Genomic DNA, 25051 nt, shown 5'->3' on the forward strand with positions numbered 1-25051 from the left:
ATGTATTTAAGCTTTTTTAATTTAAGTGAAATGCCTTTCACGCTAACCCCTAACACACAATTTTTTTGTGCACTTGAACCGCACCACGAAGCGATGCAAGTGCTAACAACAGCCATTGAAATGGGTGAAGGGTTTATTAAAGTCACCGGTGAAGTTGGGACAGGTAAAACGTTGCTTTGTAGAAAGCTATTAAACCAACTTGAGCCAGATTACATTGTGGCTTATTTACCTAACTCTTATTTAAGTCCTGAAGAGCTTAGATGGGCGATTGCAATTGAACTGGGTATGGATGTAGATAAAGCATTGGACCAACAAGCACTAGGGCAGCTTATAAATCATCACTTACTCGACTTACAAGAAGATAATGAGCGCGTAGTGCTTTTGATAGATGAGGCGCAATGCTTGAGTTGGGAGACACTAGAGGCGCTGAGATTATTTACAAACTTAGAAACTGAAAGCGAAAAGCTGATTCAAGTTGTGTTATTTGGGCAACCTGAACTTGATGAAAAACTGGCAAACAATAAAGTAAGGCAGCTGCGCCAACGTATTAGTTTTTCTTATAAATTACGGGCGATGACTGGCGCTGAGGTTGTTTATTATATTAATCATCGCTTACAAGTTGCAGGATTTAATAGACCTCCTTTATTTAATAATAGTATGGGGCTTAAGATTGCCAGAGCAAGCCGTGGAATTCCTAGATTAGTTAATATTTTATGCCACAAAGCACTATTACAAGCTTACGGTGAAGGGTTAAATACAATAACAAATCGCCATATTCAGCTTGCCATAAAAGATACCGAAGACTGCGCAAAATATCGAACCGGTCAATATTGGAGCTACAGCGCGTTAATGTTTAGTGTTTTAGCTATTGCTGCCATATGGGTATGGAGGCAGTGGTTATGAGCGTTATAAATAATATGCTTAAAAATATTGAGCAACGTGAAGCTAAACAAGTGAATATTCAAGAAGGTATAAGCGTAAAGCCAATATATGATGTAAAAAACATTGTATTTAAAGCCGCAATTTTACTTATTATGCTAAGTGTCATTTTTTTAGCATACCTGTATTTACCGACCGCCGACAAAAAAGAAACTCAACGTGAGTCTGTGCTACCACAGCAAAAAATGGTCGCGGTTTTGAGCTCTAATTTATCTGATTCTCAAGATGAAAAAAGCACTGTAGAGCCTTTAGTTGAGCAAGAAGTTGTGAAGAAGGCTGTGCAAGTTGAGCAAATAAAACCAGAAGTGAATGATTTAGCTGAATCCAAGTTGAGTGAAGCAACATTACTGGTTTCTCAACCAACGGCTGAGCCGGTTGTAATTGCCGAGGTTAAACAAAGCCCTGCACTAGCTAAAGATAATGTGTTAGTGGCTAGTGAAGCTATTGTCAGCAAGCCAAAAACTACTTCAGTGACTAAAACTAAGTCACAAAATACTATGATCAAAAGTGCAGCAGAAACTAAGTCACCACAGGCTTTATTGGTCGAGCAATTAGCAGCAGCTAAACAGGCAATACAGTTTGGCTTATACAACGAAGCTATTAGTGATTTAAACATTATTTTAGCGCAATCGCCTTTACATGTTGAGGCCCGAAACTTACTGGCTGCAACTTACTTTAAACAACAAGATATAAATTCTGCGCAACAGGTTTTGCAATCAGGTATTCGCCAAAACCCTAACGTACTTGAATGGCGTGTAATGCTAAGCAAAATACTCATTATGCAACAACAGTATGAAGGGGTATTACTGCTTTTAAGTGATGAATTTGAATCCCAGGCGAATCTTGATTTTTGGGTGCTGCAAGGTACTGCTGCGCAAAGTGCGAGTAAGCACCATAAAGCACTTGAAAGCTTTAAACATCTTACACAGCTCCAGCCGAGTCAAGCAAAGTGGTGGCTTGCACTTGCAACCTCAAAAGATGCACTAGGAGAGTACCTCGATGCTAAACAGCTTTATAAAGTAGCTCTAGATTTAGGTGGGTTAAATACCGCTATGACCCAGCATGCATTACAGCGTTTAGTTGCACTAAAGGAGGCCGTATGAGACCTAGTTTAAAAATGCGCTTAGGCGATTTACTTGTTCACGAACACATGATCACCGAAGCGCAACTAAGTGAAGCATTAAATGTTCAAGCTGCAACGGGCCGTAAATTAGGTTCGACACTTATTACACTTGAGTTTATTAGTGAGCCACAATTATTACGCTTTTTAGCGCAGCAATTACAGGTACCTTTTCTAGATATATCACAGCGAAAAATATCACACGATGTATCTAAGCTTTTATCTGAGGTATATGCGCGTCGTTACAGAGCACTAGTAATCGAGGATAATGGTGACTCTGTTTTGGTCGGGATGAGCGATCCTGCTGATTTAAGGGGGCTTGATCAACTTGCTACTATGCTTGCTCCTAAACGAATAGATTTAGCTGTTGTACAAGAAAGCCAAATCATGGCTGCGTTTGATAACGTATATCGTCGCACAGATGAAATTACCAACTTTGCAGCACAACTCCATGAAGAATATCAAGACGTAGAAGAGTTTGATTTAAACTCTTTAGGTGATGAGACATCCGATGCAACCGTTGTAAAGTTACTGCAATCAATATTTGAGGATGCTGTGCAAGTTCGCGCATCTGATATTCACATTGAGCCAGATGAAGGTTTGCTTCGCATTCGTCAACGTGTAGATGGAATATTACAAGAGCACACTCTTAACCAAGTAAAAATAGCATCGGCACTAGTGCTACGTTTAAAGCTTATGTCGGGATTAGATATATCTGAAAAACGCCTCCCTCAAGATGGCCGGTTTAATATAAAAGTGCGCAGCCATAGTATTGATGTGCGCCTATCTACCATGCCGGTTCAGCATGGTGAATCAGTTGTAATGCGTTTGCTTGATCAATCTGCAGGATTATTATCGTTAGATGAAACAGGCATGCCGGCACACATATTAAAACGTGTGCGCAGCATTATAAAACGTCCACATGGCATGGTTTTAGTTACTGGGCCAACAGGCTCGGGTAAAACAACCACACTTTATGGTGCATTAAGTGAGTTAAACCAACAAGAAAGTAAAATTATTACCGTAGAGGATCCGGTTGAGTATCGTATTGGACGTATTAACCAGGTACAAATAAATAATAAAATAGGGCTAAGTTTTGCCAGTATTTTACGGACCGCTCTAAGGCAAGATCCTGACATCATAATGGTTGGCGAAATGCGTGACCAAGAAACCGTAGATATTGGATTAAGGGCCGCTTTAACAGGCCACCTAGTACTATCAACGTTACATACCAATGATGCAATTACCAGCGCTATGCGCTTAATTGATATGGGCGCACCGGCTTACTTAGTGGCAAGTTCACTGCGAGCGATTATTGCTCAGCGATTAGTAAGGCGAGTATGTAATGACTGTAGAGTACCGTACTTGCCAGATCGCCAAGAAATAAGTTGGTTAAAATATTTAGGCGAAGAGATTACAGATGCTCAATTTTCTAAAGGGCAAGGTTGCACAGCATGTAATCACACTGGTTATAAAGGACGTGTAGGTATTTTTGAGTTGCTCGAAATGGATGATGCAATGATGGATGCATTGCGCGCTAACGATACACAAGTCTTTGTAAAGGCTGCTAAAAATAGTGCTAACTTTTCACCACTCTCGGCTATGGCATTAAATTACGCTAAGAAAGGTATTACCTCTTTAGATGAAGTATTTAAAGTGGCTGAATATATCCCAGAAATAGTAGGGGATATTGATGCAACTATATAGCTATAAAGCGAAAGACAGCAAAGGTGTATTGGTAAAAGGCCAATTAGAAGCGAGTAACCAAGCTGGCGTAGCTGATAGTTTAATGAAGCGTCAATTTATACCAATATCAATTTCTTTAGTTGAAACAAAAAATAATATTAAAATTTTTGATAATTTATTTGTCGAAAAAATAACGCTAGACGACATGATTATGTTTTCTAGACAAATGTATTCGCTACTAAAAGCGGGTATTCCAATTATACGAGCAATGATTGGATTGGCAGATACAACACAAAATAAAGAATTTAAAAATGTATTGATGGAAGTTACCAGGCAACTTGAGCAAGGCCGCGACTTATCCAGTGCAATGGCAATTCATAACGAGGTATTTAGCCGCTTAACTGTGTCAATGGTAATGGTTGGTGAAGGTTCTGGCCGATTAGAAGATGCATTTTATCAACTCGCTATTTACTTTGAAAAAGAACAGGAAACTCGCAAACGTATCAAAGCAGCTATGCGCTACCCTACTTTTGTTATTTTGGCTCTTGTAGCAGCTATGGTCATTTTAAATATTTTTGTAATTCCTACCTTTGCGAGCATGTTTACCAAATTCGATGCCGAATTGCCGTTAATGACTCAAATATTAATTGGTACTAGCAGCTTTTTTGTTAATTACTGGTGGTTATTGTTGGTAATGGGTATTGGAGCGGTATTTGCGTGGAAGCGTTATTTAAATACAGAACCAGGACGTTTTAAGTGGGATCAATATAAATTAAAAATTCCATTTATTGGAGATATTTTAAAACGCACATTGCTTGCGCGCTACAGCCAAAGTCTAGCTATGGTATTGCGCTCTGGCGTACCTATGACCACGGGGTTATCGCTAACAGCGCATGCCGTAGATAATAGCTATATGGAAAAAGCGATTATTACTATGCGCCAAGATATAGAAAAAGGCGATAGCTTACTTAGAGCCTCAAAAAGTTCTGAGCTGTTTTCTCAGCTTGTATTACAAATGGTCGCTGTAGGTGAAGAAACCGGTCGGGTTGATGAGTTACTTCAAGAAGCCGCTGATTATTATGAGCGTGAAGTTGATTATGACTTACGAAGCTTAACTGCAAAAATAGAACCTATTTTAACTGTGTTTGTTGCCATTATGGTGCTGATTTTAGCATTGGGTATTTTTATGCCTATGTGGAACATGATGTCGGCAATTAAAGGGAATTAAGGTGAGCACAACAATAGCTTACTCAAAAGGTTTCTCATTATTTGAGTTAGTTATTGTTGTTATTTTACTGGCAGTAATTTTGAGCTTTGCTATACCTCAATATATAGGTATTAAAAATCAAGCGCATAATGCAAGCGCAGATGCTATCGCAGGTGGTTTTTCATCGGCTGTTGGCATGGTTAGAGGTCAATGGGAGTTAGAAGGGAGACCAAATAGCAAGTCAAATATAACATTCGTTAATTATGGAGGAGTGATAGTTGCTGTTGATGGATCGTTAGGTACACCAACGGGTGATGGAACAGAAAAAAAAGATACTCGCGCAGAGTCTATAAATGCTCATAAATGCCGCCAAGTATTAAATGTAATTTTACAAGATGCACCAAGCAGTACCTTAAGTAGTGAAATATCGATAATAAAAAGTGTAAGTTTTTTAGTTAGGTACAATGCAGAAAGTACGCAATGCGTCTATTATTTAACTCATACCATTGATATTAAAAGTATACCAACCAATAAGGGTGAAATATCAGGTTTAACAGGTTTTTCATACTTTGCTAAAACAGGCAAAGTAAAAATATTTAAAAATTAAGTAATTAAAAAGAGGCTTATTTATGAAAACGCAATCGTTAAAAAGTTTACCAATGAATAAACAAGCAGGTTTTACACTTGTTGAATTGATCATCGTAATTGTTATTTTAGGCATTTTAGCCGTTACTGCAGCCCCTCGTTTTTTAAACTTGCAAGGTGATGCGAATGCTTCAACACTTGAAGGCTTACAAGGGTCGATTCGCAGTGGTATGAATATTGTAAATGGTAAGTCTATTATTGCTAGTGATCACAAAAAGGCAACGGCTACAGTTACTGTAGATACTGGTGTACCAGTACCTACTGTTTATGGTTACCCAGCAGCAACACTTGCTGCATTTGAAGCATTTTTAGATGTTAGCTTTGCTCCATCTACAGCACCAGACACAGATGACTTTAATATTGATGCGACAACAGCAGGAACAGTTATTATATACCCTAATAGTTACATTGCTGATGATGAGTGCAGAATTGAATACATACAAGCAACTGCAACTACAGGGCCTGTTGTAGTAACGGCTCCTACAATTAATATTTTTACTGATGAATGTTAATTAATATTAAATGATAAGCAGTAGTAAGCAACGATTGCGTGGCTTCACACTCATTGAGTTAATTATTACTCTAGTGATATTGGGAATACTGTCGGTAACGGCAGTTCCCAAATTTCTGGGCAGCTCAACAGAAGATGCATACTCATATCGAGACCGTACTTTAAATGCACTTAGAACAGTGCAGTTACGTGCAATGCAAAATACAGCGACAACAAGTTGCCATACTCTTTATATAACCTCCACACTTATTGCTCCCCCCACACCTGATACATGTATTGGTGGCGCTGATACTAATAACACCGATCATTTAGTGGTTCAAATAGAAACGCAAAGAAGTGACATAACATTTAGCGCTTTAGATAGTAACGCGAATATATTTACCCAAATTAGTTTTGATCCTTTAGGTAAATCAAATCAAACCTGTACTTCGCAATGTCGAATAGATGTTGGATTAGCTGGCGTATGCATCAGTGGTGAAGGGCTTATCTATGCGTGCCCTTAGAGTGAAAGGTTTTACTTTAATAGAGCTTATTATTGGCATAGTCATGTTTGCTATTGCGCTTAGCATTATTACCGCTTTAATAGCCCCACAAGCCAAAAAAAGTGCAGAGCCAATTATTGCTTTAAGGGCCTCTGAATTTGGTCAATCATTAATGAACGAAATTCAAAGCAAGTCGTTTGATGAGCACAGCGATAGAAGCGCTCCTTTTAGACGTTGCGGAGAAACAGCTTTAGGTGCAGAGCCCTGTACAGCAGCAGGCGATTTAGGCACCGACTCAGAATCTCGAACTAGTTATAACGATGTAGATGACTATATTGCACTTTCTAACCAACCTATTACAAATAGTTTAGGTGAGGTGTTAAGTCAGTACAGCGGCTTTAATTTAGTTGTTACCGTTGAGTACGATAGCGACTTTAACGAATCGACCATCAACGATGGCACAACCTTTAAGCGCATTACTATTGAAGTAACATCACCTTTAGGCGAGGTTTACGGCTTTAGTGCATATAAAGGGAATTACTAATGCAAAGAGCTAAATACCAAAATGCGTTTACACTTATAGAATTGTTACTTGTCATGGTTATTATTGGTATTTTAGCCGTAAGTGCATTTTCATTTATTGGTGCTGGGGTCAGTATTTACTCACAAGGTGTTGAACGCCAAGAAGCAGTAGCTCAGGCCCGCTTTTTAATAACGCGACTTAGTAAAGAACTTCGCCACGCTACACCAAATTCATTAAGGCTCTCTTGCGATAACAGCACTAGCGGAGCATGTAGTGCTCAGCAGTGCTTAGAATTTACGCCGTTTTTATCAGCGACTCACTATACAAATTACCTACCTACTGCAGCGCCTTTTAATGTTAGCGCTGTTGATTTTGAACTTAATAATTTAACGCAGCCGCAAGCTGGAGATTGGGCAACTATTTACCCATTAAGCAGTGCTGATATATACGATGAAAACAATAATAGGCGTTTGCAAGTATCAGCATTTAACAGTTCAGCGAGCGAAATTGATGAGTGGCAATTTAGTAAAGCATTTGCCCAAGAGTCGCCGAGTAAACGCCTTTATTTACTTTCAGGACCTGTAAGTTTTTGCGTTGAAGGGCAATATTTATATAGATATACCAATTACGGTTTTACTGTTAATCAATTAGATGCCGTGAGCTTACAAATAAGCAGTGGTGTTAAACGTGATTTATTAGGTATTTACATTGCCAATAATTTAGCGAGCGATTTATTTTTTACTCTTGATTCACTCTCTCTACAAAGAAACGCTGTGCTTAATGTGAATGCGCAAATGCAATTTAACGATACTGAAGTAATGAACTTTAACCATGAGGTACATATTCCTAATGTACCTTAAAAAAAATCCTCACGGAAAAGCCTTACCCAGTAAACAAAAAGGGAACTTAATAATTGTTTCTTTGGTAATTATTGTTGCTTTATTAGCACTAGGATTAGCATTAGTTAAAGTGCTTTCTGGTGCATCTCAACAAAATACGATTGAGTATTATGGGGCTCGCGCTTTTATGGCAGCACAAAGCGGCCTAGAAAGTGGTTTAACGCAACTATTTCCAACAAATAGCTCAGTTCAAAGCTGTACATCAGTTACTACTGATTTAACCTTCCAAACTGCATATTTAGCTAACTGTAAGGTAGTGGTGAGTTGCGATGAATATATAGACTTACCTGATAGCAGTACAACAAACGGGCTTGTGAATATATATTACTTACAAAGCAGTGCAACGTGCGCCGCAATTGATTGCCCTGCAGGGAGTAGCTGCAGAAAAGATTATTGGCAAACACAAAGAACGCTCAGTGTGGAGGCTAAAACTTTACCATGATGAAAAACGCATTGGTCATTATATTTTTTAGCTGCGTGTTACTTTGTAATTACGCAAATGCAGTGCCTCCAAAAATCGAGGGCCGTTATATAGAACTGCAAGATACATATACATCGCCTGTTTGGACAAAAGTTAATTTTCAACAGCAATATATAACGCCTCCTGCTGTTTTTATGCTCTCAACAAACCAAGGCGGAAACCCTGCAATAATAAGAATACGTAATATAACCACAACTAGCTTTGAGGCCTTACCGCTTGAACCTTCAGGAGAGGATGGTGGACATATTAGTATGGGGGCGCACTATTTAGCTGTTGAGTATGGTGTGCATCAATTTCCAGACGGCACAATTATGGAAGTAGGTAATACTGATCTATTGCTCGAATTACAGTATGGCTCTAAGTCTGGTTTTGCTCCACTAACACCTAAAGGCTATAAGCCTTTAACATTTGCTGAACCGTTTACTCAAAGGCCAAACTTTTTTCATTCGTTACAAACACTCAATAGCATAGACAGCAATCCACCAACGCAAGCATTAATACCATTTTTAACAGTTGCAGTTGAAAGTAATTCTCTATCTGCCAGCGGCGTTAATATTGCTTTAGAAGCATCTGAAACAGCACTTGGGCTCATAAAAACCGAAACTGTTGCCTATATGGCTGTAGAGCCCGGAAGTAACCGCACATTTTCTGATGATAATGGCGTTGAGGTATCGTGGGAAACTTTTTTCACAGGCTTTGAAGTTGACGGCTGGAGCAATGGCTGTAATTACTTTAGTTTTACTAATAACTTTAGTGTGGCTCCGTTAGTTGTAGCAAGTAAAAACTCACGCCAAGAAGATGATGGCGGGTGGCTACGCAGCTGTAACCTAAGGACCGACAGGTTAGGGCTAGTTGTTGACGAAGATCGTGATGGCGATAACGAGCGCCGTCACGTAAACGAGGAAGCATCAATACTCGCCATGACCAGTACCTTTGTATTTAATGGTGATATTTTAGATTGTGATACGTTATTCCCGGGCGCTATTTCTACTTATAACAATGGTGAAGTGCAGCTAGTGCAGGGAGTAGAAATAACCGATGGTAATGCGCAGTTTGTCACCACCACAAGTTTAATTTCTACAGCGCTGACAAGCCCTCCTTTGTGTAATGGTCAGGCGTGTGTTGCTGGTGGTTATAATTCTTTAGAACCGAATCAAGCGGCGCAGGTGCCAACGGTTACAAATGATGGTAGCTCAACAGGACCCGTACCTACTTCTTTAGCTGGCGACTATTATTACGATGAGTTGCAGTTAAGTATGCTGGAAACAGAGTACAGAGTAACAGCGCCTACACGTATTTTTTTAAAAGACACAACCTCACTTCTATCAACTTCATTTTTGAATATAGGTAAAACAAATATAGTAGTAGAAACTGGCGCGTACTTGGCTATTTATGTGGATGGTGCGGTTGCTATTGCAGCCGATGCAAATATTGCGGGCTATATTGTTGCAACTGGAGAGGTAAGAATTGCTCAAAATGTAACGTATCAGGGATCAATTACATCGGCTACTCAAATTATTACCGAAGGGAGCTCAACGTTTGACGCTCTACCAGTACCCGAAAGTATCCCTGGTTTTTGTGGTATTTATACACCAGAAACACTGGATCATTATCGTTTAACAATAAGCGATAACAAAGGTCTAACGTGTGAAGCTAAAGAAATGACACTAACAGCCTGCGCTAATGATGCCTGCGATTTATTATTTGCGGAACCCTCTAGTTTAAACCTTTCTCCAGATAATAGTGGTCAGCAAAGTTGGGTTACGGGGGAGAATATTAATTTTACAGGATCAGCGGTTGTCGAATTTGCTAAACGCACCACAGGCAGTGTTACATTTGGATATAACACTGCTGACCCTTCTGCACCTCTTCGTTGTTATATCGGTGGTAATAATGTTGGTTTGAGTGGCTGTAAAGTTACGTTTTCTGATGCTGGATTTATTTTTAATAATGATACAGATGGAAATACTACAATTCCTACTCAGTTATCAGCAAAGCCTTCAAATACTGGATTTAATGCAAAAGCGCTATCTATTCAAGCGGTAAAAACAAATACCACTACGGGCGTATGCGAAGCTGCATTTCCCGCTGGTGGCGATGTAAGCTTAGATTTATCGTATACATGCAGTGCTGGTGCAAGTTGCTCTGATACGGTTTCACTTAGTAACAACAATAATACCTTTGCGGTCGAGCAAGCCTCTAAATCATTCATACTTAACTTTGATAGTGAGTCTAAAGCCCCGATTGTTATAAATTACCCCGATGCAGGAAAGTTGAGTTTAAATGTAAATACCAATTTAATTTTAGACCCACTAACTAATTTATCAGTAAATTTAACGGGTAGTTCAAATGAATATGTCGTAAAACCATTTGGATTAGCCATGGAGGTAGCAAGTGATGGTTATGCAGCAGACGCTAATGGGAGCTTATTTAGATTAACGGGCGAAGCATTCGATTTAAAAATGAATGCGGTGCAGTGGCAAACAGGGCAAGACACTAACAACGATGGTTTCCCAGACAACTACAGCAATATTACAAATAACAACATAGCTAAGCATTTTATTACAGAGCAACCGCTTGTAGAGGCATTACTTAAAGCGCCTACGCCAGGCATTCAAGGTACGCTTGAAGCGATGAGTACTGTTGCGTTTAGTGATACAGGTAGTTTGAGTGAATCTATATCGCAATATAATTACGACCAAGTTGGCATCATTGATTTAACAGCAGGCCTTCAAGATGCCGATTATTTTGGTGCGGGAGATGTAAAAGGTGAGCTATATAACGTTGGTCGTTTTGCACCTTCGCAGTTTCAGGTAGTGGGGGTTCAAGCCGCCGCGCAATGCACGCAATACGGCAGTAATTTAACTTATCTTGATCAACCTTTTGAACTTGGCTTTACAGTACAAGCACAAAATCAAAATGGTGAGCTAATGGCTAATTATAAAGAGGGCTTTGATAAGTCCAGTGTAGACGTTAATGCCGAAAATAATGAAGTAGGTAACTATGTACCTGCAACTAATTTTACTAGTCGCTTAGTAAACCTAGGAAATAACAACTGGGGAGATATAAGCGACGGCCAATGGCAAATGAGCCAACTCAACACGACACTTAAAAGATTAGGTGTAGGGCAAGCAGACGGACCGTTCGCTATGGTGAGCTTAATGGCAACGCTTTCTGACATAGAAGGGGCAACACTTATTGATGCAAATGATAAACCTAATACACAAACTGCATGCTCGGGTGGTTGTAATAGCGTACGACTAAATGCATTGCCAATAGAGTTTAGGTTTGGACGTTTAGTCCTTGGCAATAACGCAGGCTCCGATCTCGACCCTTTACTTATTCCTATGCAGGCTCAGTATTACAACGGCAGTGGATTTGTAAATAACGCTGAAGATAACTGTAGTGTATTTGATCATACCCAAATTACTCAAATATCACCTAGCAGCCCACAATTAACCTATAAATATGGGACTGGTGTATCTGGCCAGCTAGAAGCGGGAGTATATCCGCCAGATAACGGTATTTATGCACAGCCAAATGGTTTGGGTGAATTTACCTTAGAATATAATGCTTATGATTGGTTAAAGTGGGATTGGCAGGGCGATGGAACACAGCTTGATCCTCGTACTATTTTACAATTTGGACGCTTTAGAGGAAATGATCGGGTTATTTACTGGCGTGAAACACGCGAATAGTTGTAAACTAATATAATAATTGAACAAAGCTTGTGTTTTGTGCTGCAAGTACATAGCATAAGGCTTTAATTATAAAAAATAATAACGACCAAATAATTGCCGCTTTTTGGGACTGGAATATATGCGAATTACTCCTTTATCTCTGTTAATTTCAGCTAGTTTGTTAGCTAGTAGTGCATTTGCACAAGACACAGCTACAGTGACTGGAATTGACTCAGAGATTAGTGTTAAACAGACAGAATACGATAACTCGACAAGAATACTTGAAAAACATCTTAAAGAAGAAAGTCAGTTACAAAATCAATTAGAGCTACTTCGTTCTCGTTCTACAGAGCTAGATAAAGAAAAAAACCAAGCGCTCGATGCGATGAACGAAATGTACCGTCGTTTAATTGACGATCCCACTATTAATATTAGTGCGGCTCAATCACGCTATCAAAAAGCGGTGATTGATCATAAGCAAAATAAAGATGATATTTCTATGCAGTTGGCGGCAATTGCATCCCACCGTAAAGATATAGAACAAATTCGTGTTGCTAAGCATACGCTTTTAAATACATTAGAAAGTTTAAAAGAACAGTTAACTACAGCCCGCGTAGAGCGTTTACGTAACGAATTTACACGTGAAGGTACGCTTGAGGTTAACCACACTATTAACTGTAAGCGAACAGAAACGCTAGCAGCATGTGAGCAACGCGGTCAGCAAATGGGTCTACAAAAAGCAACTAAACGCTTTGTTGATCAAATTTTTGCAAATCTAACAGAAGAGCGCATTGTTGAGCCAAAACGCAATTTGGCGGGCGCTCAAGTACAAATATTAAGTAGCCATGTAGTTAACAGTGCATTTAGCGGTCAAGGTAATTACAACGTTAACTTAAGTGTAACTATGCGCGGCGAAGTTAATAGCAGCCGTTTATGTAGCTTATTAAGCATAGATAACCGCTATTGTTCTGAGTACGGCACGCCACTTACGGCTGCTTATCAACCAGCGTATAACAATACATTTACCGATAGTCAGTTAACATTCAGTAATAGCGCGGATAATAGCAACACGGTGTCGGTTTCTCGTTTAAATGAGCAGCCAGTACGTGATTATTCAGTTAAACCTGCATCGGTGAAAAAAGATTACCCTTCTATCCTTAATAAGAAGAAGGATCAATCGGTAGAGCTAACATTACGATCAAACGTATACGACGATGAAGTGTTTATCGATGGTGTAAGCTTTGGCTCAACACGCTTGATTACACGTTTACCGCCGGGCATTCATAACATTGAAATACGTAAACTTGGTTATAAACCTTATCAAGCACGTGTTGATTTGAATAAAGCGCAAACAATTAATGCAAATTTAGTAAAAAAGCCTAAGTCGATTGCTGCACCGACCTATACTCGAGAGCAACCAGAAGTAACAACACGCCAGGTTAGTGAAAACGTTAATGTATTAAATGCAAACGTTGAAACGCCGGTTGTCGTTATTCCTGCAGGCAAATTTAAAATGGGCGATATTAACGGCAATGGTTTAGCTAATGAACGTCCAGTAATTGAAAAAGTAATAGCAAATTCTTTCGCTATGCAAAGTAAAGAAGTAACCGTGGGTGCCTACGAAAAGTTTGTAGCAAATACAGGTTATAAAACTCAAGCGGAAAAAAATAAAGGGTGTGCGTATTATTTAAATGGCGAACCAGTATGGGAAGCAAATTTAAATTGGCGTAATCCTGGTTTTGAGCAAGGCAGTGACTTTCCTGCTGTATGTTTAACTTATAACGATGCAAAAGCTTACGCTGAGTGGTTATCTGGTCAAACAGGACAGCAATTTCGTTTACCTAACGAAGTTGAGTGGGAATACGCAGCACGCGCAGGAACTGAAACAGAATACCCTTGGGGTAACGAAATTGGTAAAAACCTAGCTAACTGTGGTTGGTGTGGTAGTGAATGGTCAAACAGACGTGCATCACCAGTAGGTTCTTTTTCTCCAAATGCATTTGGATTATACGATACCGTAGGCAATGTATGGGAATGGACCGATAAAGAATCAGGTGAGTCTGATGTAGCAGTAAGAGGCGGAGCGTGGAACTTTGCACCAAGCCTTGCTCGTGCATCTACGCGTTTAATTTTAGCGCCTGATTTTAGATCTAACTACATTGGTTTTCGCTTAGTTCGCGAACGATAAAACTCAATTAAGGAAGCTTTGCTTCCTTTTTTCACAAATTCACAAAGGCGCTGCGCTTTATATTGCTCATATAGTTGAGCATGTTAAAGTGAGGCAGCTAATATAAGAACGTATTTCAAAGGTCATCCAGCCTCATGTTTAAAAAACTCCGTGGTATTTTTTCTAACGATCTATCGATCGACTTGGGTACAGCCAATACCCTAATTTATGTAAAAGACGAAGGCATTGTATTAAATGAACCTTCTGTTGTTGCTATCCGCCAAGAGCGTGCTGGTGGACCTAAAAGTGTTGCATCTGTAGGTACAGAAGCAAAGCTTATGTTAGGTCGTACACCGGGTAATATAAAAGCGATTCGTCCAATGAAAGACGGTGTTATTGCTGACTTTTTTGTAACAGAAAAAATGTTACAACACTTCATTAAACAAGTGCACAACAATAACTTTATGCGTCCAAGTCCGCGTGTACTAATTTGTGTACCGTGTGGTGCTACTCAAGTAGAAAAACGTGCAATACGTGAATCTGCAATGGGTGCAGGTGCTCGTGAAGTTTACTTAATTGAAGAACCAATGGCAGCAGCTATTGGCGCAGGCTTACCAGTATCAGAAGCAACAGGCTCTATGGTTGTTGATATTGGTGGTGGTACAACTGAAGTTGCTATTATTTCACTTAACGGCGTTGTTTACTCATCATCTGTTCGTATTGGTGGTGATAAGTTTGACGAAGCTATCATTAATTATGTACGCCGTAACTTTGGTAGCTTAATTGGTGAAGCGACAGCTGAAAATATTAAGCATCAAATTGGCTCTGCGTTTAAAACTGATGAGCCAATCGAAATTGAAGTGCGCGGTCGTAACCTTGCTGAAGGTGTTCCGCGTTCATTCACACTTAACTCACACGAAATCCTAGAAGCTCTACAAGAGCCATTAATGGGTATTGTGAGTGCAGTAATGGTTGCGCTTGAGCAATCACCACCAGAGCTGGCATCAGATATTTCTGCACACGGTATGGTACTTACTGGCGGTGGCGCATTGTTAAAAGATTTAGACCGTTTATTAATGGAAGAAACGGGTATTCCGGTTGTTGTTGCTGATGATCCACTTACATGTGTTGCACGTGGTGGTGGTAAAGCATTGGAAATGATTGATGTTCATGGTGGTGACGTTTTTAGTTACGACTAATGAAATTAATGTTTGGACGCACAGTCTCTTTGCAACTGCGACTTTTTGTCGCAGTGCTTTTGAGTATCGCACTCATTGTTGGAGACAGATATACGCAAGGTGGTACCGTTGTTCGTACCAGCCTCAATACCTTAGTTAGCCCACTAATTTATGTTGCTAATTTACCCTACGAATTATTTAGCTTAAGTGCTAAAAGCCTGCATACGCGAGAGCAACTTCTTACTGAAAACGAAGCGCTGAAAAAAAAGCAAATGCTACAAAGCGAGCAACTTCAGCAGTATCAATTTCTAGCCAGAGAAAATCAAAAACTACGCGCCTTATTAGGCTCATCTGCAAAACAATCAAATCGTAAAATTATTGCTCAAGTACTTTCTGTGCATTCAAATCCGTATAGCCATCAAGTTGTTATAAATCGTGGTACCACCGATGGACTTAGTGAAAGCCAAGCCGTAATTGATGAGATGGGTGTAGTGGGGCAATTAACTAAAGTAGGGTCAACTACGTCACGCGTATTACTCATGACCGACACTACGCATGCCACACCTGTGCGTATACTGCGTAACGATGTACGAACGGTTGTTGAGGGCATAGGTAAAATTAACGTCGTTAAGCTCTCTCACGTTCCACACAGCTTAGATGTGCGAATTGGCGATGTACTTGTTACATCAGGATTAGGTGGCACATTCCCTGAGGGATACCCGGTGGCTGTAGTAACCGAAATAAACCGTGATGAAGGCCGCCCGTTTGCACAAGTTTTTGCAGAACCTATTGCGCAATTAGATCGCATTCGTTTGCTGGTTATTTTATGGCGTAATCAACAGGAGCAAATCAGCGATGATTAACCGTTATTCATTGTTAATTGCGCTAAGCATCTTTTTTGCGTTAATAATGGCATTAATGCCGCTCCCTTTTTCGTTTGAACCATTTAGACCTGACTGGGTTTTACTTGTACTTATGTATTGGTCGTTGGCAGTACCGCATCGTTTAAATATTGGTACTGCTTGGGTTGTTGGTTTATTAATAGATTTAGCATCTGGCTCACCGCTAGGTGTGAACTCGCTTACATTTTCAATATGTATATTTGTAACCGCGAGCAACTTTCAAAAAATTCGTAACTTTTCGCTTTGGCAACAAAGCTTATTAATTGGTTTGTTTTTAACGCTGTATCATTTAATGCAGTTTTGGCTAAATCACTTTTTGTTAGGGGTTTACTTTAATCCACAGTATTTATGGCCAGTAGCAACCGGAATGGTTAGTTGGTTTTGGGTGTTTTTACTACTTCGTAAATATCGCAGACATTTTAGGATCAGGTAATGACTACCGCAGTATATTTGGCATCAGCCTCTCCCCGTCGTAAAGAGTTATTAAGCCAATTAGGTGTCGAATTTACACAATTTAGTGTTGATGCAGATGAAAGCCCACTTCCAAACGAGCAACCTAGAGCACTTGTTGAGCGTTTAGCTCGCTTGAAAGCCCAAAGCGGTGTAGAGCTTGGATATACCGATCGCCCTGTACTTGGTAGTGATACCGTAGTTGTTATCGATAACGAGTCATTGGGTAAACCTCGTGATAAAAACGATTTTATACACACATTAAAACGTTTATCAGGTAACACACATCAAGTACTTACCGCAGTAGCATTTGCGACGCAAAATGATGTGCTTAGCTGTGTTGTAAGCACAGATGTCACCTTTAAAACTTTAACTGATGAAGAAATAAATACCTACTGGGATTCTAATGAGCCACAAGATAAAGCCGGTGGCTACGGTATCCAAGGTTTAGGTGGTCGCTTTGTAACTCACATTGCGGGTAGCTATTTTTCTGTTGTAGGCTTACCTTTATATGAAACCGAACAATTATTAAAAACATTCTTAAGAAGGTAACATGAGTACAGAATTACTGATCAATGTCACACCGAGCGAAAGCCGTGTTGCCCTAATAGAAAACGGTGTACTGCAAGAAATACAGCTAGAGCGAATTGGTAATCTAGGTATTGTAGGCAATATTTACCTAGGAAAAATAAGCCGTGTACTTCCGGGTATGCAGGCTGCTTTTGTTGATATCGGCCTTGAAAAAGCGGCATTTTTACATGCATCCGATATTGTAAATAGTGCCTCTATTGTTGAAGGCGTAGACGACGTACCAATAAAAAAAGTACAAGATATTAGAGAGTTAGTTCGTCAAGGCCAATACATTATGGTGCAAGTGGTAAAAGATCCGCTAGGCACTAAAGGCGCAAGGCTCACCACTGATATAACTATTCCTTCTCGCTATTTAGTGTTTATGCCTGATGCGACCCATGTAGGGGTTAGTCAGCGTATTGAAACTGAAGAAGAGCGCTCACGTCTTAAAAAAATAGTCGCAGAATATGGCGATGAAAATGGCAGCTTTATCGTACGTACAGCTGCCGAAGGTGCTAGCGAAGCTGAATTACGACACGATGCCGGTTTTTTAAGAAAACTGTGGGAAAAAATTACAGCTCGTCGCAAAAAAACCAGTAAAGCCAGTATTCTACACGAAGATTTAACGCTTGCCTTTAGAACCCTACGTGACTATGTAGGCGAAGATATGGAGCGCATTCGCGTTGACTCTAAACTTACTCATGAAGAGCTAAAGTTATTTACTGAAGAGTTTGTTCCACAACTTTCTCAAGTGCTTGAATACTACCCAGGTGAGCGACCTATATTTGATTTGTTTGACGTTGAAAACGAAATTCAAAAAGCACTACATCGTAAAGTTACGCTAAAATCGGGTGGTTATATAATTATTGACCAAACAGAAGCGATGACGACTGTTGATGTTAATACTGGCGCATTTGTAGGGCATCGTAATTTAGAAGAAACCATTTTTAATACTAACGTAGAAGCAACCTCTGCAATTGCCCGCCAGCTCAGGCTGCGTAACTTAGGTGGTATTATCATTATCGACTTTATCGATATGGTAAGTGAGGATCATAAAAGGCGGGTGCTTCATTCACTTGAATCAGCCCTTGCAAAAGATCGCACTAAAACGAATATTAATGGGCTTTCAGCGCTTGGCCTTGTTGAAATGACGCGTAAACGTACACGCGAAAGCTTAGAGCATATTTTATGTGATGTATGCCCTGCATGCTCCGGTCGTGGTTCACAAAAAACAGTTGAAACGGTTTGCTATGAAATACTACGTGAAATAGTGCGTGTTAACCGAGCATACGCAGCAGACAAGTTTATGGTGTACGCAGCACCTGCTGTAAGTGAGGCCCTACTAAACGATGAGTATCATAACCTTGCTGAGCTTGAACTATTTATTGGTAAGCAAGTCAATATTCAAACCGAGAGCTTATACAGCCAAGAACAGTTTGATGTGGTAATGATGTAATGAAAGCAAAAGCGGTCTGTTTTTTTTGTTTTAGAAAGTTATGGCAGACCTGCGCCATAATTTTGGTATTACTGGCCGTTATTGTTTCAATTTTAAAATATACCCTCCCGTATGCAAACGAGTACAAAGGTGACATAGAAAGCTATTTACACGAAAAGTTTGAAATAAGCTTATCTATCGGTGAAATATCAGCTAGTTGGCAGGGCAGTGGTCCTGCATTAGTGCTAGAAAATTTATCGTTTAAAGATAACGAAACCGCGCCAATATCACTCACCATTGCTAAAACCAGCTTAGAGCTAAACCTATGGGAAAGCTTAAAAGCACTGCAACTTAGATCTAATTATTTTGTTATTAATGGTTTTCATACCAGTGTAAATATCACCAACTTATTTAAAACCGGTGATAACGACGAAGTTTCTTTTGAGCAAAAAGAGCTAATTGAAGAACTGTTTTTGGGTAAAACGGGTCATTTTGCAATAGAAAATTCCAGTATTAACTTTATTTTAGAAGATGGTAAAGAACGTAAATTACTTCTTCAAAACATTGTTTGGCAAAATGAAGATGAGCAGCACCTTGGTAGTGGAAGCCTAGCACTGCCGGGTATTTCGGTCGGAGACTTTGACGCGCGCATAGCACTTACCGGGGATACTCTAGAGCAGGTTGCGGGTGACATCTATGTACAGGCTAATAAGGTCGATGTATCTAACTGGTTAGCGCAATATATAAATACGCAAAAACAACAACTGCATAGCGATATTAATTTACAAGCATGGCTAAAACTAGATAAAGGTTTTGTAAGCGATGTGAAAATGCAGTGGTTACCAAGCTTTGTACGCTGGCAGCGAGAAGAGCAAAGCCACCAAGTTAGTTTGAGTGAAGGTGGATTCCATCTATATCCAGAACAAAATAGCTGGCACTTAAAAAGCACCGGTTTAACATTTAATAGTAACGATAAAGCATGGCCAAGTTTAGAGTTTGAAGCCCAACTAGGGCTGCAAAATAAAGTGTGGCTGCATCAAGTTGATTTTGAATTACTGAGTAACCTAGCCGGGCTAAGTAATTTTAATGCACTTGAACCATTTTTAGAACGCCAACCTAGTGGGCAAATAGATCAAGCTTATTTAAGTTTTTCTAATGCACAGCAATGGCAATTATGGTTTGAGGCTAACAATATTGGCTGGCAAGAATTAAACTCAGTACCCGCCGCACAAGCACTTAGAGTGGATGGTTTGCTGACTCAAAACGCGGGGCGTATTAATTTATTTGGTGAAAGTGGCACATTAGTTACAGGCGAAAGCTTTAGTAACGACATAAATTATAATCAGCTAAATGTAGAGCTAGATTTAGCTAAGCGAGATGATGGCTGGCATATAAGTAGTGACAATATCTGGTTTGATAATGATGAAGTCACTCTTGCTGCAGAATTACAAATTAGTCTAACGGATGATCCTCGATTAGATCTTTACGCAGAAGCATTCGCTCCAGATGCCAATATTGCAGGTCATTACTTCCCATTAAAAGCGATGAGCCCTGAACTTGTTAGCTATTTAAATGGTGCAATTAAAGGCGGAGAAGTATCTAAAGCACAGGTCTTATTTGCAGGGCCTTTGTCTGGTTTCCCATTTACTGATGGTAGTGGTCAGTTTGATGTATTAGCACAAATAGACAATGCAACCTATGAGTTTGACCCTAGTTGGCCTGCGGTCACTAATACTAATGTACAGCTACATTTTGCTAATGAGCGGATGGACATATATAGCCAGCAAGGCAAGTTGGTTAATTTAAATATTGGTAATAGTGTACAGGTGAGCATTGCAGATTTAATGCATGCTGATGAACTTATTGTGCAAATTGATAAAAAAGCAGAGATGGAAAAGTTACATGATTTTTTTGCAGCGACACCTATTGCCAAACCTCTTGCTGAAATTTTTAAAGTTGTACAGGGCAAAGGCGAAGCCGATGCCAGTATTGAGCTTTTAGTAGGCTCTAAGTTTAAAGGCGGAGCCAGTGTTAGCGGCAAAGTTAATTTAAATGACTTGCCAGTATTTATAGCAACGCCAGGCATTGAGCTTAAAAACTTAACTGGCGAGCTTAATTTTAAAAACGACAATATCACACTTAAAAATGCGACTGCGAAGTGGTTGGGCATGCCGCTAAATATTAATTATAGCAGTAAAAGTGATGCTAAAAATTACCAAGCAAACATAGATGTAAACGCCAAAATTGACGCCGATACACTAATCGATAGTGGGCAAGGTATATTAAAAAATTATTTAAGTGGGCAAAGCGATGTTGATATTGGTTTGGTACTTAATTTTACCGAACAAGGCTTTAATTACCGTGCACAGGTAAACTCAGAACTACTTGGCTTAACGAGTAACTTACCCGCACCTTATAATAAAAATAGCGAACAAGCGTGGGCGCTTGATGCAGTAGTTCAAGGTGATGATATTTCTAATCTCATTACAGCAAACGCTAATCAACAATTTTACTTTAATGCTATTTTAGAAAATGGAAAATCACAGTTTAGTAATGTCCATTTTGTGCTCGGAAAACAAGATTTAGGATTAAACCAAAAAGACTTAAGCGTAAATATAAATCTTGAGCAGAGTGAATTAGTGCCTTGGTTTGATCTGATTGATCAAATAATTAAAGCTGGTAAAGCAAACCCAGATCAAGAATCAAAAGGGATTATGCCACCGCTTAATGAGGTGGTCGCAAATATAGGTTTACTTGATGCGAGTAACATCATTTTTAATGATTTTGAAATGCGTTTAGCACCATCAAAAGACGATCTATATCTAAAGCTAAATGCTAAAGAACTTAGAGCTGGGGTTTTTATTCCGACATCACAGCCTAGCCAGCCCATACGAATTAATGCCGATTACTTAAGGCTTAATTTTGCACCGCACAATGAGCAAGCACTTGAAATAACAGATGTACTTCCTGAGAAAGACTTGAGCTGGCTTACTAAAATACCTGCCATTGAGTTTGAATGTAGTGATTGTAAAATTGACCGCTACCAACTTGATAAAGTGAGTGCGTCATTATTAGGTGATGGAGAGCGTTTATCAATATCAGAACTTGTAGTCGATAAAGGCGATCATGTACTGCGCACTAAAGGGCAGTGGCAAAATGGCTTAACAACGTTAAGTGGCGAGCTTAAAAGTGATGATATAGGCGCACTGTTTGGTGAGTTTGATATAACCTCCGCGATTAAAGACTCAAAAGCCGATCTAAATTATGATCTTACTTGGCAAGCAGCACCTTATGATTTTGATGTGAAAAGTTTAAGTGGCGAGATAGCTTGGGATTTAGGAGAAGGTCACTTAACTGAAGTTAGCGATGGCGGGGCACGCGTATTTTCGTTACTGAGCCTTGATTCATTAGTACGCAAGCTGAAACTTGATTTTAGAGATGTGTTTTCAAAGGGCTTTTTTTATAACAGCATGCAAGGCACTATGCAGTTAGAAAACGGTATTGCTTACACTAAAGATACCAAAATGGACGGCGTACCCGCCGATTTAACCATTAAAGGTTATGCAAATTTAAACACGCTTGATATAGATTATGATCTTGCTGTAGCGCCGCAGGTAACCTCGAGTATTCCGGTTATAGTTGCATGGATGGTAAACCCAGTAACAGGGCTTGCTGCCTTAGCAATTGATAAAGTTATTCATTCTGCGCGCGTCATCTCAGAGATCAACTTTAAAGTAACGGGTAAAATGAACGATCCTATTGTTCAAGAACTCGACAGAAAAAGTCGTGAAGTTACGCTTCCTCAAGCTGCGCAAAATCAGCCACAAGCATCAGTCGATTTAAAACTTAAAGATGCACAAGTAACAGTAACGCAATGAACAAAACTGAAATACTAAGCACTCCCACAATAGTTGCCCTGCAAATGTGTTCAGGGCTAAGCCCTGATGACAACATAGCAAGCTTAAAGCGTGCACTTAAAACACTCCCCGCAACAAGACCATTACTTGTTTGTTTGCCTGAGGCTTTTTTAGTGTTTAGTAAAAGTGGTAACGATACGTTACGTGTTGCTAAGCAAGTTGAGCGATACAAACTACAACTTAGTGAATTGTGCCAACACCATAATATTTGGTTAAATGCAGGGACAATGCCTGAGCCATTTAACGAACATAAATATTATGCAGCATCGCACTTATATAATAATCAAGGCGAGCTGGTTGCAACGTATAACAAAATACATTTATTTGATGTAAACGTAGATGATCAAACAGGTAGCTATCGAGAGTCAGATTTTACCCAAGCAGGTAGCGATGTGGTTGTTGTTGATTCTCCCTTTGGTAAAATAGGCTTAACAGTATGTTATGATCTGCGCTTTAGTGGCTTATTCAACGAACTAGTACGCCAAGGCGCCGATATTATTTTAGTACCAAGTGCATTTACAGTCGTCACAGGACAAGCGCATTGGCAGCCATTATTAGCAGCTCGCGCAATAGAAACACAATGTTATGTAGTTGCAGCAGCTCAGTACGGTACACATGAAAATGGCCGACAAACATATGGCCACAGTATTATTATTTCGCCTTGGGGAAGTATCCTGAGTGAATTGCCAACAGGCACCGGTTTTATAAGCTGCAACGCAGATTTAGACCAGTTACAAAAAATTAGACGAGATATGCCCGTGCAGTCTCATCAACGATTTAGAGAGCATTTATTATGAATTCGGTTGAACAGCATTTACTACACGACAGCCAGCTAAATAGAGAAGAGCTCGAAAAAACGCTCGCTTACATACATCAGCATAAAGTGGATTATGCCGATTTATATTTTCAATCAAGCCACCACGAATCATGGGTGCTTGAAGACGGCTTAGTTAAAGAAGGCTCTTATAACGTTGAACGTGGCGTTGGTGTACGTGCTGTAAGCGGCGAAAAAACAGGATTTTCTTACTCTGATGCAATAAATCTTGAAGCACTTAATAAAGCGGCTACAGCGGCTCGTAGCATTGCAGATGCTGGCGAAGATAGAGCGATTAAAGTATTTAGTGATGTTAAAGCTAAAGAGCAATTTGCACCGCATCAGCCAATTTCGAGTATGAGCGACACCGACAAGGTGAGCTTATTACGCGAACTTGAAAACTATATTCGCGAACTAGCACCCGATGCAGAGCAAGTAATTAGTTCAATGTCAGCGGTTTACGAAGAAGTATTAATCGCAGCAAGTGATGGTACGTTTGCGACCGATATTCGCCCGCTTATTCGTTTAAACTGCTCAGTACTGCTTGAAAAAAATGGTCGCCGTGAACGCGGTGGCGCAGGCGGTGGTGCACGTTTAGATTATGGTTACTTTAAAGAACTTGTTGACGGTAAACCGCGTTGGATGGAATTTGCTGAAGAAGCGGTACGACAAGCTAAAGTAAATCTTGAGGCTATTGATGCACCTGCAGGCACGATGGAAGTTGTACTTGGTAATGGTTGGCCTGGCGTGCTTTTACACGAAGCGGTAGGGCACGGACTTGAAGGCGACTTTAACCGCAAAGGCGCGTCTGCGTTTAGTGGTAAAGTAGGCCAAAAAGTAGCATCTGAGCTGTGTACAGTTGTTGATGATGGCACCATGGCCGATCGCCGTGGCTCACTTAATGTAGATGACGAAGGCACACCAGCCGCTTACAACGTTCTTATCGAAAACGGTATTTTAAAAGGCTATATGCAAGATAAGCTAAACGCGCGTTTAATGGGTGTAAGCCCTACCGGTAACGCACGCCGTGAGTCGTATGCACATTTACCAATGCCTCGCATGACTAATACCTACATGTTAGGTGGAGAGCACAGCCAAGCCGATATTATAAGCTCAGTTAAAAAAGGGGTCTTCGCGCCTAACTTTGGCGGCGGACAAGTTGATATAACCTCAGGTAAGTTTGTATTTAGCGCATCAGAAGCGTATTTAATCGAAAATGGTAAAATTACCCAACCAATTAAAGGCGCAACGCTTATTGGTAATGGCCCAGAAGTAATGCAGCAAATATCGATGGTTGGTAACGACTTAGCACTTGATAAAGGTGTTGGTGTGTGTGGTAAAGATGGTCAAAGCGTACCGGTAGGCGTAGGCCAACCAAGCTTAAAAATAGATCAGTTAACAGTGGGCGGTACAGCATAAACAATATGAGCGCGAAGTAAGTTCGC

Annotated in this window: 20 protein-coding genes; all 20 read left to right on the forward strand. The window is 40.0% G+C overall.

The genetic code is table 11. From position 1 onward, the window contains the following. The 20 genes from P20429_RS02735 (at window position 1) to tldD (ending at window position 25025) form a co-directional block, all read left to right on the forward strand. Window positions 1-903, forward strand: coding sequence for an ExeA family protein (locus P20429_RS02735; RefSeq protein WP_007586321.1), 903 nt, complete (start codon window positions 1-3; stop codon window positions 901-903). Continuing rightward, window positions 900-2042, forward strand: a complete 1143-nt coding sequence (locus P20429_RS02730; protein WP_007586322.1) for a tetratricopeptide repeat protein — start codon at window positions 900-902, stop codon at window positions 2040-2042. The genes P20429_RS02735 and P20429_RS02730 overlap by 4 nt, the downstream gene beginning before the upstream one ends. Further along, the gene (locus P20429_RS02725) at window positions 2039-3766 is read left to right on the forward strand and encodes a GspE/PulE family protein (protein WP_007586324.1); all 1728 of its coding nucleotides are present in this window, start codon (window positions 2039-2041) and stop codon (window positions 3764-3766) included. Before P20429_RS02730 ends, P20429_RS02725 begins: the two co-directional genes overlap by 4 nt. After that, the gene (locus tag P20429_RS02720) at window positions 3753-4973 is read left to right on the forward strand and encodes a type II secretion system F family protein (protein ID WP_007586325.1); all 1221 of its coding nucleotides are present in this window, start codon (window positions 3753-3755) and stop codon (window positions 4971-4973) included. Before P20429_RS02725 ends, P20429_RS02720 begins: the two co-directional genes overlap by 14 nt. Window position 4974: 1 nt before the next feature. Then, window positions 4975-5559 (forward strand): Tfp pilus assembly protein FimT/FimU, encoded by a 585-nt coding sequence (locus tag P20429_RS02715; protein ID WP_007586326.1) that lies wholly within the window; start codon window positions 4975-4977, stop codon window positions 5557-5559. A gap of 22 nt (window positions 5560-5581) precedes the next feature. Continuing rightward, window positions 5582-6109 carry a prepilin-type N-terminal cleavage/methylation domain-containing protein gene (locus tag P20429_RS02710; RefSeq protein ID WP_007586327.1) on the forward strand — a complete coding sequence of 176 codons (528 nt, stop codon included), beginning with the start codon at window positions 5582-5584 and terminating at the stop codon, window positions 6107-6109. 10 nt (window positions 6110-6119) lie between these two features. After that, complete coding sequence (locus tag P20429_RS19910) at window positions 6120-6611, forward strand: type II secretion system protein (protein WP_033027123.1); 492 nt, start codon at window positions 6120-6122, stop codon at window positions 6609-6611. Then, complete coding sequence (locus P20429_RS02705) at window positions 6598-7134, forward strand: prepilin-type N-terminal cleavage/methylation domain-containing protein (protein WP_007586329.1); 537 nt, start codon at window positions 6598-6600, stop codon at window positions 7132-7134. Before P20429_RS19910 ends, P20429_RS02705 begins: the two co-directional genes overlap by 14 nt. Continuing rightward, entirely contained in the window at window positions 7134-7973 is an 840-nt protein-coding gene (locus P20429_RS02700; protein WP_007586330.1) for a type II secretion system protein J, read from the forward strand. The genes P20429_RS02705 and P20429_RS02700 overlap by 1 nt, the downstream gene beginning before the upstream one ends. Beyond that, window positions 7963-8454 carry a hypothetical protein gene (locus P20429_RS02695; protein ID WP_007586332.1) on the forward strand — a complete coding sequence of 164 codons (492 nt, stop codon included), beginning with the start codon at window positions 7963-7965 and terminating at the stop codon, window positions 8452-8454. The genes P20429_RS02700 and P20429_RS02695 overlap by 11 nt, the downstream gene beginning before the upstream one ends. Further along, window positions 8451-12191, forward strand: coding sequence for an H-type lectin domain-containing protein (locus P20429_RS02690; RefSeq protein ID WP_007586334.1), 3741 nt, complete (start codon window positions 8451-8453; stop codon window positions 12189-12191). The genes P20429_RS02695 and P20429_RS02690 overlap by 4 nt, the downstream gene beginning before the upstream one ends. A gap of 121 nt (window positions 12192-12312) precedes the next feature. Beyond that, window positions 12313-14361, forward strand: a complete 2049-nt coding sequence (locus P20429_RS02685) for a formylglycine-generating enzyme family protein (RefSeq protein WP_007586336.1) — start codon at window positions 12313-12315, stop codon at window positions 14359-14361. Between the two features lie 134 nt (window positions 14362-14495). Beyond that, window positions 14496-15539 carry a rod shape-determining protein gene (locus tag P20429_RS02680; RefSeq protein WP_007586338.1) on the forward strand — a complete coding sequence of 348 codons (1044 nt, stop codon included), beginning with the start codon at window positions 14496-14498 and terminating at the stop codon, window positions 15537-15539. Further along, window positions 15539-16381 (forward strand): rod shape-determining protein MreC, encoded by an 843-nt coding sequence (gene mreC / locus P20429_RS02675; RefSeq protein WP_193371825.1) that lies wholly within the window; start codon window positions 15539-15541, stop codon window positions 16379-16381. Before P20429_RS02680 ends, mreC begins: the two co-directional genes overlap by 1 nt. Next, a complete protein-coding gene (mreD, locus tag P20429_RS02670; RefSeq protein ID WP_007586341.1) occupies window positions 16374-16853 on the forward strand; it encodes a rod shape-determining protein MreD in 480 nt (159 codons plus the stop codon). Before mreC ends, mreD begins: the two co-directional genes overlap by 8 nt. Further along, a complete protein-coding gene (locus tag P20429_RS02665; protein WP_007586343.1) occupies window positions 16853-17422 on the forward strand; it encodes a nucleoside triphosphate pyrophosphatase in 570 nt (189 codons plus the stop codon). The genes mreD and P20429_RS02665 overlap by 1 nt, the downstream gene beginning before the upstream one ends. Before the next feature lies 1 nt (window position 17423). After that, window positions 17424-18896, forward strand: a complete 1473-nt coding sequence (gene rng, locus P20429_RS02660) for a ribonuclease G (RefSeq protein ID WP_007586345.1) — start codon at window positions 17424-17426, stop codon at window positions 18894-18896. Beyond that, window positions 18896-22753 (forward strand): YhdP family protein, encoded by a 3858-nt coding sequence (locus P20429_RS02655; RefSeq protein ID WP_007586347.1) that lies wholly within the window; start codon window positions 18896-18898, stop codon window positions 22751-22753. Before rng ends, P20429_RS02655 begins: the two co-directional genes overlap by 1 nt. Then, window positions 22750-23589, forward strand: a complete 840-nt coding sequence (locus P20429_RS02650) for a carbon-nitrogen hydrolase family protein (RefSeq protein WP_007586349.1) — start codon at window positions 22750-22752, stop codon at window positions 23587-23589. Before P20429_RS02655 ends, P20429_RS02650 begins: the two co-directional genes overlap by 4 nt. Then, window positions 23586-25025: a metalloprotease TldD gene (gene tldD, locus P20429_RS02645; protein WP_007586351.1), complete on the forward strand. Its 1440-nt coding sequence runs from the start codon at window positions 23586-23588 to the stop codon at window positions 25023-25025. Before P20429_RS02650 ends, tldD begins: the two co-directional genes overlap by 4 nt. Window positions 25026-25051 lie beyond the last annotated feature (26 nt).

The sequence above is a fragment of the Pseudoalteromonas sp. BSi20429 genome, assembly GCF_000238895.1.
Taxonomy (GTDB): domain Bacteria; phylum Pseudomonadota; class Gammaproteobacteria; order Enterobacterales; family Alteromonadaceae; genus Pseudoalteromonas; species Pseudoalteromonas arctica.

Excerpts from the sequence above, each read along its gene's own strand:
- tldD (WP_007586351.1), top strand. The coding sequence starts at position 23,586 with ATGAATTCGGTTGAACAGCATTTACTACACGACAGCCAGCTAAATAGA.
- P20429_RS02665 (WP_007586343.1), top strand. The coding sequence starts at position 16,853 with ATGACTACCGCAGTATATTTGGCATCAGCCTCTCCCCGTCGTAAAGAG.
- P20429_RS02690 (WP_007586334.1), top strand. The coding sequence starts at position 8,451 with ATGATGAAAAACGCATTGGTCATTATATTTTTTAGCTGCGTGTTACTT.
- P20429_RS02735 (WP_007586321.1), top strand. The coding sequence starts at position 1 with ATGTATTTAAGCTTTTTTAATTTAAGTGAAATGCCTTTCACGCTAACC.
- P20429_RS02685 (WP_007586336.1), top strand. The coding sequence starts at position 12,313 with ATGCGAATTACTCCTTTATCTCTGTTAATTTCAGCTAGTTTGTTAGCT.
- mreD (WP_007586341.1), top strand. The coding sequence starts at position 16,374 with ATGATTAACCGTTATTCATTGTTAATTGCGCTAAGCATCTTTTTTGCG.
- P20429_RS02680 (WP_007586338.1), top strand. The coding sequence starts at position 14,496 with ATGTTTAAAAAACTCCGTGGTATTTTTTCTAACGATCTATCGATCGAC.
- P20429_RS02655 (WP_007586347.1), top strand. The coding sequence starts at position 18,896 with ATGAAAGCAAAAGCGGTCTGTTTTTTTTGTTTTAGAAAGTTATGGCAG.
- P20429_RS02730 (WP_007586322.1), top strand. The coding sequence starts at position 900 with ATGAGCGTTATAAATAATATGCTTAAAAATATTGAGCAACGTGAAGCT.
- rng (WP_007586345.1), top strand. The coding sequence starts at position 17,424 with ATGAGTACAGAATTACTGATCAATGTCACACCGAGCGAAAGCCGTGTT.
- P20429_RS02695 (WP_007586332.1), top strand. The coding sequence starts at position 7,963 with ATGTACCTTAAAAAAAATCCTCACGGAAAAGCCTTACCCAGTAAACAA.
- P20429_RS19910 (WP_033027123.1), top strand. The coding sequence starts at position 6,120 with ATGATAAGCAGTAGTAAGCAACGATTGCGTGGCTTCACACTCATTGAG.
- P20429_RS02650 (WP_007586349.1), top strand. The coding sequence starts at position 22,750 with ATGAACAAAACTGAAATACTAAGCACTCCCACAATAGTTGCCCTGCAA.
- P20429_RS02710 (WP_007586327.1), top strand. The coding sequence starts at position 5,582 with ATGAAAACGCAATCGTTAAAAAGTTTACCAATGAATAAACAAGCAGGT.
- P20429_RS02725 (WP_007586324.1), top strand. The coding sequence starts at position 2,039 with ATGAGACCTAGTTTAAAAATGCGCTTAGGCGATTTACTTGTTCACGAA.
- P20429_RS02705 (WP_007586329.1), top strand. The coding sequence starts at position 6,598 with ATGCGTGCCCTTAGAGTGAAAGGTTTTACTTTAATAGAGCTTATTATT.
- mreC (WP_193371825.1), top strand. The coding sequence starts at position 15,539 with ATGAAATTAATGTTTGGACGCACAGTCTCTTTGCAACTGCGACTTTTT.
- P20429_RS02720 (WP_007586325.1), top strand. The coding sequence starts at position 3,753 with ATGCAACTATATAGCTATAAAGCGAAAGACAGCAAAGGTGTATTGGTA.
- P20429_RS02700 (WP_007586330.1), top strand. The coding sequence starts at position 7,134 with ATGCAAAGAGCTAAATACCAAAATGCGTTTACACTTATAGAATTGTTA.